Annotated in this window: 10 protein-coding genes; all 10 read left to right on the plus strand. The window is 60.0% G+C overall.

The features are described 5' to 3' along the window. Positions 1-70 precede the first annotated feature (70 nt). The 10 genes from hisN to FGI04_RS07120 all read left to right on the plus strand — a co-directional run bounded on the left by hisN (position 71) and on the right by FGI04_RS07120 (position 11,798). Positions 71-862, plus strand: coding sequence for a histidinol-phosphatase (gene hisN / locus FGI04_RS07075; RefSeq protein ID WP_407273384.1), 792 nt, complete (start codon positions 71-73; stop codon positions 860-862). A 75-nt stretch (positions 863-937) separates the two neighbouring features. Next, complete coding sequence (locus FGI04_RS07080) at positions 938-2,116, plus strand: MFS transporter (RefSeq protein WP_407336497.1); 1,179 nt, start codon at positions 938-940, stop codon at positions 2,114-2,116. Positions 2,117-2,504: 388 nt separating this feature from the next. Next, complete coding sequence (locus FGI04_RS07085) at positions 2,505-4,088, plus strand: ABC transporter substrate-binding protein (protein ID WP_407336498.1); 1,584 nt, start codon at positions 2,505-2,507, stop codon at positions 4,086-4,088. 75 nt (positions 4,089-4,163) lie between these two features. Continuing rightward, a complete protein-coding gene (locus FGI04_RS07090; protein WP_407336499.1) occupies positions 4,164-5,150 on the plus strand; it encodes an ABC transporter permease in 987 nt (328 codons plus the stop codon). A 1-nt stretch (position 5,151) separates the two neighbouring features. Next, positions 5,152-6,057: an ABC transporter permease gene (locus FGI04_RS07095; protein ID WP_407336500.1), complete on the plus strand. Its 906-nt coding sequence runs from the start codon at positions 5,152-5,154 to the stop codon at positions 6,055-6,057. Then, the gene (locus tag FGI04_RS07100) at positions 6,054-7,754 is read left to right on the plus strand and encodes an ABC transporter ATP-binding protein (protein ID WP_407336501.1); all 1,701 of its coding nucleotides are present in this window, start codon (positions 6,054-6,056) and stop codon (positions 7,752-7,754) included. Before FGI04_RS07095 ends, FGI04_RS07100 begins: the two co-directional genes overlap by 4 nt. A gap of 12 nt (positions 7,755-7,766) precedes the next feature. Further along, positions 7,767-8,546: an SDR family oxidoreductase gene (locus FGI04_RS07105; protein ID WP_342700981.1), complete on the plus strand. Its 780-nt coding sequence runs from the start codon at positions 7,767-7,769 to the stop codon at positions 8,544-8,546. A gap of 45 nt (positions 8,547-8,591) precedes the next feature. Continuing rightward, complete coding sequence (locus tag FGI04_RS07110; RefSeq protein WP_407336504.1) at positions 8,592-9,794, plus strand: M20 aminoacylase family protein; 1,203 nt, start codon at positions 8,592-8,594, stop codon at positions 9,792-9,794. Next, entirely contained in the window at positions 9,791-11,047 is a 1,257-nt protein-coding gene (locus FGI04_RS07115; protein ID WP_407336505.1) for a D-amino acid dehydrogenase, read from the plus strand. The genes FGI04_RS07110 and FGI04_RS07115 overlap by 4 nt, the downstream gene beginning before the upstream one ends. A 73-nt stretch (positions 11,048-11,120) precedes the next feature. Further along, positions 11,121-11,798: a TetR/AcrR family transcriptional regulator gene (locus FGI04_RS07120; protein WP_407273390.1), complete on the plus strand. Its 678-nt coding sequence runs from the start codon at positions 11,121-11,123 to the stop codon at positions 11,796-11,798. Positions 11,799-11,811: the final 13 nt, after the last annotated feature.

Below are 11,811 nucleotides of genomic sequence, written 5' to 3' on the forward strand. Positions count from 1 at the left end.
ACGCCGAATTGTCAATTAAATTGTCAATTAAATAGTGGTGATGTGCAGCCTATCGAAAGAGGTGAGTACCATGAGTCAGTCATTACCCGATATCGCATTCTTCCATCGTCTGGCTGACGCCGCCAGTCAGCAAACCTTGCCGCGTTTTCGTTCGCAGCAGAATCTGCATGTCGGTAGCAAACCCAAAGAAGGGTTTCGGTTTGATCCGGTGACAGATGCTGACCGGGAAGCGGAGCGGGTGATTCGGGCGCTGATTATCGAACACTACCCGGACCATGCGATCATGGGGGAGGAATTTGGCGTGACCGGTAGCGGTGATATCCAGTGGGTGCTGGACCCGGTCGATGGCACCCGGCCGTTCTTGTGTGGACTGCCGGTATGGGGCACGCTGATTGGGTTGTTGTATCGCGAACGTGCGGTGATGGGGATGATGAGCCAGCCGTTCACCGGCGAAGCCTTTTGGGCGGATGGCGAGCACGCCTGGTACCGTGGTCCACAGGGTGAACGCCGACTGGAAACCCGTAAGAGCGTGTCGCTGGACCAGGCTATTTTGCACACCACATCGCCGGAACCTATCGAACGCTATCCGCAAGTCCACTTCCGGGATCTCACCGAGCGTACGCTAATGACCCGCTACGGTGGTGAATGCTATGCGATGGCGATGCTGGCGGCCGGGCATATCGATATCTGTCTGGAATATTCGCTGCAACCTTATGATATTACGGCGTTCATCCCGATTGTGGAGCAGGCCGGTGGTGTGGTCACCACCTTGCAGGGCACACGGCCGGAAACCGGTGGGCAGATACTGGCGACGGGATGCCCGCGCTTACACGAAGATGTGCTACGGATCCTGAATGGGTAACGCCGAACACGTTAGCAGACCGCATACGCCGATGTGGTCATTGGTCTATTTCTTTCTCATGAGACGATATCGTTTATGCAACCGTTGACGGACTCCCAGACGCTTTCACCTGTAGCTGCCCCGTTGTTTGATGAACCGGGACGGCGCGAACAACGTGCGACGCGCGTGATGTTTTTTTTAGCCGGGTTTGGTACGTCGGTTTGGGCGGCGTTGGTGCCGTTCGCCCGGCTAAATACCGCCGTGGATGACGGTATGCTCGGTCTGTTGTTGCTGTGTCTGGGAGGCGGCGCGCTGGTGGCGATGCCGGTAACCGGTATGCTGACCACGCGCTTTGGCTGCCGTAAGGTGATTTCGCTGGCGGTATTACTGTTCTGCCTGATCTTGCCGTGGCTGGCGGTGATCCCGAATGCGGCGCCACTGGCGCTGGCATTACTGATATTCGGTATTGGGGTTGGTACCACCGATTGTGCGATGAACGTACAGGCGATTTTGGTGGAGAAAGCCTCAGGTAAAGCCATGATGTCAGGGTTTCATGGGTTTTACAGCATTGGTGGTATCGTCGGTGCCGGGGCGATGAGCGGCATGATGTCGCTGGGGTTGTCGCCGCTGGTGGCGAGTCTGATCAGTGTGGTGGTGATGGTGCTGTTATTGCTGACGCATCTGCCCGGTTTGCTGAGGTACGCCAATCCGCCGGAAGGCCCGGCGTTTGCTGTCCCCCGCGGTACGGTACTGGTGCTGGGGTTGATCTGCTTTGCCGTGTTCCTGGCGGAAGGCGCGGTACTGGACTGGAGCGCGGTATTTCTGACCGAATACCGCGGCATGCCGGATGCGCAAGGTGCGCTCGGTTTTGCGTGTTTTGCCGCCACCATGACGCTCGGCCGTCTGACCGGCGATCGGGTGGTAACCCGACTGGGAGCACAACCGGTGGTGATGCTGGGGGCCGCGCTGGCGGTCACTGGGTTGATGCTGGCGGTGTGGGTTCCGTTCTGGTCGGTCGCGTTGCTCGGTTATGCGCTGATCGGGTTGGGGTGTTCCAATATTGTGCCGGTCATGTTCTCGGCCATCGGGCGTCAGACCAGCATGCCACAGGCGGCGGCGGTACCTGCGGTCACCACGCTGGGTTATCTGGGAATATTAGCTGGGCCGGCAAGTATCGGGTTTATTGCGCATCACAGCAGTTTGTCCGCCGCGTTTTTAGTGGTGGCGGCCTTGCTGGCACTGGTTGGGCTGAGTGCCAAAGCGGTGAAGGTTTAGTCGTTCTCGGTATGGCGACAGCAAATCGCGGTGATGATTTCGCTTATCATCGGTTTTGGCAACGAACAGGCAGTCATACTCTTCATTATCCAGCGGCTGGCGTTGCTGCCGGATAATGCGTAAACCGGCCAGGGCATCGGTAGAAATCCCCTGCGGCGTCACTGGCCGCTTTTATTTTCGTTTACCTGTGTTATTTCCCACATTCACGCTCTTCATTATCCGTTTTTCCGCATTACTTATCCAAAATTAAACGTTCATTTCAAACAAGCGTTGGGTTAGTTTTTCCGCAGAGTTGAACACCTACCGTATGCCGGAGCCTGCCCGGTCACCATGCGCTTGCGGCACGGATAATGACCGGACATCACCCATTTCATCCAGGGATAACAACATGAACAATAAATCGCTTTTTGCGGCCTTGCTGGTGGCCGCATCGCTGTTTGGCGCGATGAGCCAGGCCGCGGAGACGACACCCAAACATGGCGGCACGCTGAATTTTCTGGTCGAGCCGGAACCGCCGGTGCTGACGTCGCTGGTCAACAGCGGTGGGTCGGTTATCAAGGTCAACGCCAAAGTGATCGAAGGATTGCTGAACTACGATTTCAACATGAAGCCGATTCCACAACTGGCAACCAGTTGGTCAGTGAGCCCGGACGGCAAACAGTACACATTCCATTTACGCCAGGGCGTGAAATGGCACGATGGCAAGGATTTCACTTCCGCTGACGTGGCGTTCTCCATCCTGACGGTCAAGAAATACAATTCCCGCGGGCAGGGCACCTTTGCCAATGTCACTGAAGTGAAAACGCCGGATCCTTATACCGCCATTGTGGAGCTGTCGCAGCCCGCGCCTTATCTGATCAGCGCGTTTTCCGCCAACGAAGCGCCGATCGTTCCCAAACACCTGTATGACGGCACCGATATTCGTACCAACCCCTACAACACAGCGCCGGTAGGTACCGGGCCGTTCATCTTCAAGGAGTGGGTGCGCGGTAGCCACATTGTGTACGAGCGCAATCCCAACTATTGGGATCAGCCAAAGCCATACGTGGATCGTCTGGTGGTGAAATTCATTCCTGACGCGGCGACCCGCCTGATCGCCTTTGAGACCGGTGGGCTGGATCTGGGCAGTGAATCGCCGGTGCCGCTCAATGAGCTGGATCGCGTCAAGAAAAACCCCAAGCTGGCGATTGAAACTGGCGGTTACGGTTACGGCCCGACGCAGACCCGCATCGAGTTCAATCTGGACAATCCATACCTGAAAAACCTGAAGGTACGGCAGGCGATCGCCCACAGCATCAACCGCGATGTGCTGCGTAACGTGGTGTGGTACGGCTACGCTGTCAATTCGCCAACGCCGATTACGCCGGAACTGGCCCAGTTCCACGATAGCGCGCCATCGCCATACCCGTTTGACCTGAAAAAAGCCGAACAGCTGCTGGACGAGGCCGGTTTTCCGCGTCAGGCCGACGGCATTCGTTTCCGTCTGGTACATGACTATATGCCGTACGGCGATGGCTTCAAGCGCGTGGCGGAATACCTGAAATCTGCGCTGGCTAAGGTGGGAATCGACGTCACCATCCGGTCGCAGGATTTCGCTACCTACGTCAAGCGTGTGTATACCGATCGGGATTTCGCGTTCACCAACCACTCCATCTCCAACCTGTTTGACCCGACAGTCGGCGTGCAACGGCTGTACTGGTCGCAAGCCTTTAAACCGGGTGTGGCGTTCGGCAACGGTTCACATTACGCCAACCCGGACGTAGACAGGTTGCTGGAGCAGGCGGCAGTAGAGACCGACCCGGCCAAACGTGCTGAGGAGTTTCGCGCTTTCCAGCGCATCGTGGCGCAGGAACTGCCGGACATCAATCTGTTGCAACTTAAACGCCTGACTATCTACAACACACGCGTTCACAACCAACTGACCGATATTCAGGGCACCAATGGCAGCCTGTCGGAAATCTGGCTGGATTAATGACCTATGAACCGGGAGCGCGTCGGTATCCGATGGCGCGCTCTGTGGCGTCGCCTCTGCATATAAAGGTAAGTGATGAGAAATAGTGAACGCATCCGGCAGGTGCTGTGGCGTACGTTGCTGCATGCGGTGCCGGTGGCCATCGGTATCGTGATCGTCGTGTTCTTTTTGCTGCAACTGGTGCCGGGTGATGCGGCGGACGTACTGGCCGCCGAAGCAGGCAGTGCCACCGCCGAAACCACCGCGCAGATACGCCAGCAGTTCGGGCTCGATCTACCGGTACTGCATCAACTGTACAACTATCTGTCCAATCTGGCGCATTTCAGTCTGGGTTTTTCACCGCGCTACAACGCGCCGGTGACGGAATTGATCCTGTCCCGTCTGCCGCAGACGCTGTTGCTGATGTTGGCTTCGCAGTTGGTGGCAATCGTGGCCGGGATCGCCCTGGGGGCGGTGATGGCGGTGTGGGCAGGTAAATGGCCGGATCGGTTGCTGTCGCTGCTGGCGCTGTTGCTCTATTCCACGCCGGGGTTCTGGATTGGACTGATGGCGCTGATTTTGTTCTCGGTCCGGCTTGACTGGTTACCGGGTGGCGGCAGCGCCACCATCGGCGCAGATCTGCATGGCTGGGCTTATCTTCGCGATGTGTTGCTGCATGCGGTGTTGCCGGTCGGTGCTCTGAGCAGTTTCTTTATCGCCATTTACGCCCGGCTGACGCGTGCGGCGATGCTCGAAATCGACCGGCAGGATTTCGTCCGCACTGCCCATGCGAAGGGGCTGAGTCCGTGGCGGGTGACGCTACGCCATATTCTGCGTTGCGCGCTGTTGCCGGTGACCACGGTTGCTGGGATGCACATCGGTAACCTGCTGGGCGGTGCGGCGGTGGTGGAAACCGTATTTAGCTGGCCGGGGCTTGGCCGACTGGCTCTGGAGGCGGTGATGGCGCGCGATTTCAATGTGCTGCTGGGTGTGTTGCTGCTGTCAGCGTTTCTGGTGATCGTCGCCAATATTCTGGTCGACGTACTGCAAAGCTGGCTGGACCCCCGAATCAAGGCGAACTGATATGAAAAATACTGTTTCTTCCCGCACCGCCGTTGGTGAACGGGTGCCGCCGCGCCGCCGTGTGCGGCTGTCGCCAGAGGTGAGGCTATTTTTGCGCAATCCTTCAGGCATGGCGGGGGTCGCACTACTGGTGTTGGTAGTGGTAATGGCGCTGGCGGCACCGTGGGTCTACCCCGGTGACCCGCTGGATATGGTCGCGCAGCCGTTTCTGTGGCCGGGGCAGGATCCTGCTTTCCCGTTAGGCACCGATTCGCTGGGGCGTGATGTTGCCGCCGGGGTGGTACATGGGGCGCAGGTGTCATTGCAGATAGGCTTTTCCGCCGTGGCGGTCAGCCTGCTGATCGGCATGACCGTCGGTGCGATTGCTGGCTTCTTTGGCGGCAAGGTTGATCACCTGCTGGTGCATGTCACTGAACTGTTTCAAACCTTTCCCACCTTTCTGCTGGTGGTGGTGCTGGTGGCCATCGGTCAGCCATCGGTGACGCTGATTTCCTGCGCTATCGGTGTCGCCTCCTGGCCGACCATCGCCCGGCTGGTGCGGGCGGAATTCCGTACCTGGCGTGAAAGCGATTTCGTGCTGGCAGCGCGCAGTCAGGGGTTTTCCAGTCTGCGCATCATGGCGCAGGAGATCCTACCGAATGCGCTGCCGTCGATCATCGTTACCACCTCGGTGATGGTGGCGTCGTCCATTTTGATCGAATCCGCACTGTCGTTCCTCGGTTTTGGCGATCCGAACCGGGTGAGCTGGGGCAGCATGATCGGTGCTGGTCGTGAGTCGCTGCGCTCGGCGTGGTTTTTGACCGCGATCCCCGGCGGTGCGCTAGTGCTGACCGTGCTGGCGCTCAATTTGGTGGGGGATGCGCTCAACGACGCACTGAACCCTCGCTCACGGAGGGAACGCGTATGACCCCGCTGTTGGAGATTCAGGATTTACGGGTGACCTTTCCCGGTCATCAGGCGGTGCGCGGCCTCGATCTGGCGCTTAATCCCGGTGAAACGCTGGCGTTGGTGGGCGAATCCGGCTGCGGCAAATCCGCCACTGCGCTGTCCATCATGCGGCTGGTCAGTGCGCCGGGACAGGTCACCGGGCGCATTCTGTTCGACGGGCAGGATCTGCTGGCGCTGCCGAACACCGCGATGCGTCAGCTGCGTGGCAACGCGATTTCAATGATTTTTCAGGAGCCGATGACCTCGCTCAACCCGGTGTTGACCATCGGCCAGCAGATCGTCGAAACCCTATTAACGCACCAGTCGTTGACGCCGGCTCAGGCGCGGGCGCGTGCCATCGAGCTGCTGGACCTGGTGAAGATCCCTGAGCCGCCACGGCGTATCGACGATTACCCGCATCAGTTGTCTGGTGGGCAGCGTCAGCGGGTGATGATCGCGATGGCGGTGGCCTGCCAGCCGAAGCTGCTGATTGCCGATGAGCCGACCACCGCGCTGGATGTCACCATTCAGGCGCAGATTCTGGCGCTGCTGGATCAACTGCGGCGCGAGTTGTCGATGAGCCTGCTACTGATCACCCATGATCTGGGGGTGGTGGAGCAGTGGGCAGACCGTGTGGCGGTGATGGTCGGCGGACGCAAGGTGGAAGAGTCGCCAACCGATGTGTTGTTTCAGCGGCCGCAGCACCCCTATACCCATGGTCTACTGGCGACGTCACTGCATCTGGCCGATGACCTGCACTACCGGCAGCAGTGCCTGCCGGAGATCCGTCATCCCGACAATGGCGACGCCGGGCAGGTGACGGTGGTGACGCCGCCGCTGCGTAGTGTTCCGGCTCCGGATACCACCCGCACGCCGCTGCTGTCGCTGCATCGGGTGCATACCCGCTACGCCACCTCGCAGGGTGTGGTGAATGCAGTGAAGGATATCTCGCTGGACATTTATCCCGGCGAAACGCTGGGGTTGGTGGGGGAATCCGGTTGCGGCAAATCGACGCTGTCAAAGACCATTTTGCGTCTGCTGCCTGTTGCTGAAGGCCGGATGTTGTTTGACGGCCAGGATATTACCCATCTGAACGAGTCGCAGCTGCAGCCGCTGCGTCGCCGGGTGCAGATGATTTTTCAGGATCCGTACGCGTCGCTCAATCCGCGCCACGATGTCCAGCGCATTCTGGAACGGCCGCTGATTGTGCACGGCGTAACCCAGCGTGCGGAGCGTCAGCGGCTGATCAGTCAGGCGCTGGAACGGGTTCGCCTGCCACAGAGCAGTCTCCAGCGTTATCCGCACGAGTTCTCCGGCGGCCAGCGTCAGCGCATTGGCATTGCACGTGCACTGGTAGTCAATCCGTCACTGGTGATTTGCGACGAGCCGGTATCGGCGCTGGATGTGTCGATTCAGGCGCAGATCCTCAATTTGCTGGTGGAACTGAAGAGTGAAATGGGGCTATCGCTGCTGTTCATTTCGCATGATTTGTCCGTGGTGCGCTACATCGCCGACCGGGTGATGGTGATGCAGCATGGCGAGTGTGTGGAAAGCGGCGATTGCCAGCAAATCTGGCGGCAACCGCAGCACCCGTATACTCGCCTGCTGCTGGACTCGGTACCGGGCAGGCAGCCGCTCACGGCGCACGCCAGTCGTTTCTCTGTGGTTAACGCATAAGGGGTCATTGATATGGATTTGGGTATTGCTGGCAAACGGGCGCTGGTATGGGGTGGCAGCCGTGGGCTGGGTAAAGCCGTTAGCCGTCAACTGGCGCAGGAGGGCGTGCAGGTCACGCTGTTAGCGCGCACCGAGGTTGCGTTGCGTCAGGCGCAGGATGAAATAGAACAGGCGGTCGGCGTACGCCCGCAGGCGGTGGTGGCGGACATTACTCGTGACGAAGGACGGCTGGCAGCGCTGGCAGCCTGCCCGCAGCCGGACATTCTGATCAACAACGCCAGCGGCCCTGCACCGGGCGATTTTCGCCACTGGACGCGCCAGCACTGGCTGGACGCACTCGATGGCATGATGCTTGGCCCGATCGAAATGATGCGTTTGACGGTAGATGGCATGCGTCAGCGCGGCTTCGGGCGCATCGTTAACATCACCTCCCGCAGCGTGAAGATCCCGCAATTAGAACTGGGGCTATCGAACAGTGCCCGCTCGGGGCTGACCGGTTTTGTCGCCGGGCTGTCCCGTACGGTAGTACGTGACAATGTCACTATTAACAATATTCTGCCGGGCATCTTCGATACCGACGGCCAATGGCAACACATCCAGTCGCTGGTGGCGCAGACCGGCAAATCCTATGAGCAACTGCATCAGGAGCGTGCTGCGGCCAACCCGGCCGGGCGCTATGGGCAGCCGGAAGAGTTCGGGGCTGTCTGTGCGTTCCTGTGTTCACGGCAGGCGGCGTTCATCACTGGGCAGAACTGGCTGATTGACGGCGGCAGCTATCCGGGCACTTTTTAACTGTTGCACCTGCCACAAACAGGCGCAGAACAGGGGGAATACGACATGGCAGACTATGAACAGACGCTGCGGCAGATGGTTCCGGTGCTGACCGGGATCCGCCACCATATTCATCAGCATCCGGAAATCGGGTTTGAGGAGTTTGGCACCGCGGCGCTGGTGGCGGAGAAATTGCGCGAGTGGGGGCTGGCGGTGACCACCGACATCGGCGGCACCGGCGTGGTGGGGACGCTGCGCGGGAAACAGCCGGGCGAGGGGGTGATCGGTCTGCGCGCCGATATGGATGCGCTGCGCCTGCAAGAGAAAACCGGCCTGCCGTATGCCTCGGCGTACGACGGCAAGATGCACGCCTGCGGCCATGATGGTCATACCGCCATGTTGCTGGGGGCGGCGTGGTTGTTGTCCCGCCATCCGGATTTTGCCGGGACGGTGCATTTTATCTTCCAGCCTGCCGAAGAAGGGCTGGGCGGCGCGCGGGCGATGCTCAACGATGGTCTGCTGAGTCGCTTCCCGTGCCAGCACCTGTTCGGGCTGCATAACAAACCTGGCATCGCGCTAGGGCGTTTTTCGTTGCGCAGCGGGCCGATGCTGTGCGCCAGCGACAGTTGGCGTGTCGTGTTCCACGGCACCGGCGGCCACGGTGGTTCCGGTGCGCACCTGTCGATTGACCCGACACTGCCCGCCGCGCAGTTCGTGCTGGCGTTGCAGACGGTGGTCAGTCGCAACGTTCCGGCGATGGAGGCGGCAGTGCTGAGCGTGGGGCATATCGGCGGCGGTGATCCGCTGGCACCTAACGTGATCCCCGACCGCGTTACCGTGACCGGTACCGGGCGTAGCTACTCACCGGCTATCCGCGAGCTGCTGGCCAAACGGCTGACCACCCTGGCGCAACACAGCGCACAGGCGTTCGGCGCGACGGCAGAGGTTGATTATGAATTTCAATATCCGGTGCTGGTTAATGAGCGGGAGATGGCCGGGCGTGCGAAGCAGGCCGCCGAGCGGGTAGCCGGTTCGGACGCGGTCAATGGCGAGATGACGCCGTTGCTGGGGGCGGAGGATTTTGCCTATCTGCTCGAGCAGCGCCCCGGTGCGTTCATCATGGTGGGCAATGGCGATGACGACGATGCCCACGGCCGACCACTGCATACCCCGCATTACGATTTTAACGATGCGCTGATCCCGGTCGGAGTGCGTTACTGGGTGGAACTGGTGCGTCAGGAACTGCCCCTCGCAGGAGGTATCGCATGAAAGTGATGGTACTTGGCGCAGGCGTGGTGGGTGTCACCAGTGCCTGGTATTTGCATCAGCAAGGGTTTGAGGTTGAGGTGATCGACCGCCAGCCCGGCCCGGCGCTGGAGGCCAGTTTCGCCAATGCGGGTGGTATTTGTCCCGGTTTCGCTGGCCCCTGGGCATCGCCCGGCATGTTGCTCAAGGCATTCCGTTGGCTGTTCGTGCCGCAGGCACCGCTCAAATGGCGCCCGGCGCTTAGCCCGGCGCAGTGGCAGTGGCTATGGCGTTTTGCCCGTAACTGCCGATTGGACGCCTATCGCGCCAACAAAAGCCGGATGCAGCGTATCGCCCACTACAGCCAACAGTGTTTGCACCAACTGCGCAATGAATTGGGACTGGATTACGCCCAGTCGTCGCTGGGGGTACTGCAACTGTTCGGCGACGAACAGGAACTGGCGATGGCGCATCATGCGTCGCAGGTGTTGACGCAGTTTGGCGTCAATCACCGACTGGTTGACCGTCAGGCGGTGACGCAGATCGAACCGGCGCTCTCGCAGGCGGACGCACCGCTGAGCGGTGGCCTCTATCTGCCGGATGACGAAGCAGGGGACTGCGCGCTGTTTACCCGGCAGCTGGCGGCGGTGTTGCAGCAGCGCGGCGTGCGTTTCCATTTCAATACCCCGATCGAACGCCTGCGGGCGAGCGATGATCACAGGCGAGTAACCGGTGTGGAAACCCCTGCCGGTGTGCTAACGGCGGATGCAGTGGTCGTGGCATTAGGATGCGCATCGGTGCCTTTGTTGCGTCAGGTGGACATCCGTCTGCCGATTTATCCGGTAAAAGGGTACTCGGTAACGCTGCCGATTGCCGACGATGCCGCCGCCCCGCGGGTGTGCGTGATGTACGAGCATCATAAGGTGATGATCACCCGTTTGGGGAATCAATTGCGGGCAGCAGGGATTGCCGAAATTTCCGATTTCAGTACCCGGCCAGACGCGAAGAAAAGCGCCTTTGTGGCGAGTGTGGCGCAGCGGCTATTCCCCGGCGTGGGCGACTATCAGACAGCACAACGCTGGTGCGGCCTGCGGCCGATGACACCGGACGGCCCCGGCTATGTGGGTGCTACGCCGGTAGCCGGGCTGTTTCTGGCCTGCGGACAAGGCTCCAACGGCTGGACACAGGCGGCAGGTGTTGGGCGTATCGTTGCGGATGTGATAGCCGGTCGAACGCCGGATATCGATTTGAATGGGTTGACGCTGGCGCATCGTTAGTCGATGACCTGGGTAAATCCGGGTACGCCGCAGCGTGTGGATTCACTATCAAAGGACGACAAAAGGACCATCAATGAGTACAGCAGCCAAAGAAAAAGAGGGAGATGTCCGGCAACGGATCTTACAAGAAGCGATGACGCGTTTCGCCCACAAAGGCAGCGAACTGACGACGGTGCGGGAGATTACTGAAGCGACGCAGGTCAATGTCGCCGCTATTAACTACCATTTCGGCTCCAAGGAGGGGTTGTTGAAGGCGGTGTTGGATGCCGTGCTGCAACCGTTGAACGCCGAGCGTAGCCGTTTGCTGGACGACGCGGAGCGGCAGTGGGGCGATTCACTGCCACTGTCGGCATTACTGGATGCCCTGTTGCGTCCGCTGGTGCAGAGCGCTCGCACGCCGGATGGTGGCCGTATCGCAGTGCGGTTGTTGCAGCACCTGCGTGCCACGCCGCAGGGCGAAGTATCGCTGTTGCTGTCCGACCATTTCGATGGCACGGCCCACCGTTTTATTCAGGCATTCGTCCGGGCGGTGCCACATATTTCACGTGCGGAGGCTATCTGGCGCTATGAGTTTGCACGAGGTGCGGCGATGCACGTGCTGGCGGATGTCGATCCACGTTCCGGGCGTTTGACGCTGTTGTCGCAGGGATTGTGCGACAGCAACGACGACGAACAGGTACTGCAGCAATTGCTGCGGTTCGTCAGCGCGGGTTTCGCGGCACCGTCGGCCGATTCCGCGCCGACCGAATAACCGTTTTTTATGA

It is taken from the genome of Dickeya ananatis (genome assembly GCF_019464615.1).
GTDB classification, from domain to species: domain Bacteria; phylum Pseudomonadota; class Gammaproteobacteria; order Enterobacterales; family Enterobacteriaceae; genus Dickeya; species Dickeya oryzae.

Coding starts and splice junctions, on each gene's coding strand:
- hisN (WP_407273384.1), top strand. CDS start 71: ATGAGTCAGTCATTACCCGATATCGCATTCTTCCATCGTCTGGCTGAC.
- FGI04_RS07080 (WP_407336497.1), top strand. CDS start 938: ATGCAACCGTTGACGGACTCCCAGACGCTTTCACCTGTAGCTGCCCCG.
- FGI04_RS07085 (WP_407336498.1), top strand. CDS start 2,505: ATGAACAATAAATCGCTTTTTGCGGCCTTGCTGGTGGCCGCATCGCTG.
- FGI04_RS07090 (WP_407336499.1), top strand. CDS start 4,164: ATGAGAAATAGTGAACGCATCCGGCAGGTGCTGTGGCGTACGTTGCTG.
- FGI04_RS07095 (WP_407336500.1), top strand. CDS start 5,152: ATGAAAAATACTGTTTCTTCCCGCACCGCCGTTGGTGAACGGGTGCCG.
- FGI04_RS07100 (WP_407336501.1), top strand. CDS start 6,054: ATGACCCCGCTGTTGGAGATTCAGGATTTACGGGTGACCTTTCCCGGT.
- FGI04_RS07105 (WP_342700981.1), top strand. CDS start 7,767: ATGGATTTGGGTATTGCTGGCAAACGGGCGCTGGTATGGGGTGGCAGC.
- FGI04_RS07110 (WP_407336504.1), top strand. CDS start 8,592: ATGGCAGACTATGAACAGACGCTGCGGCAGATGGTTCCGGTGCTGACC.
- FGI04_RS07115 (WP_407336505.1), top strand. CDS start 9,791: ATGAAAGTGATGGTACTTGGCGCAGGCGTGGTGGGTGTCACCAGTGCC.
- FGI04_RS07120 (WP_407273390.1), top strand. CDS start 11,121: ATGAGTACAGCAGCCAAAGAAAAAGAGGGAGATGTCCGGCAACGGATC.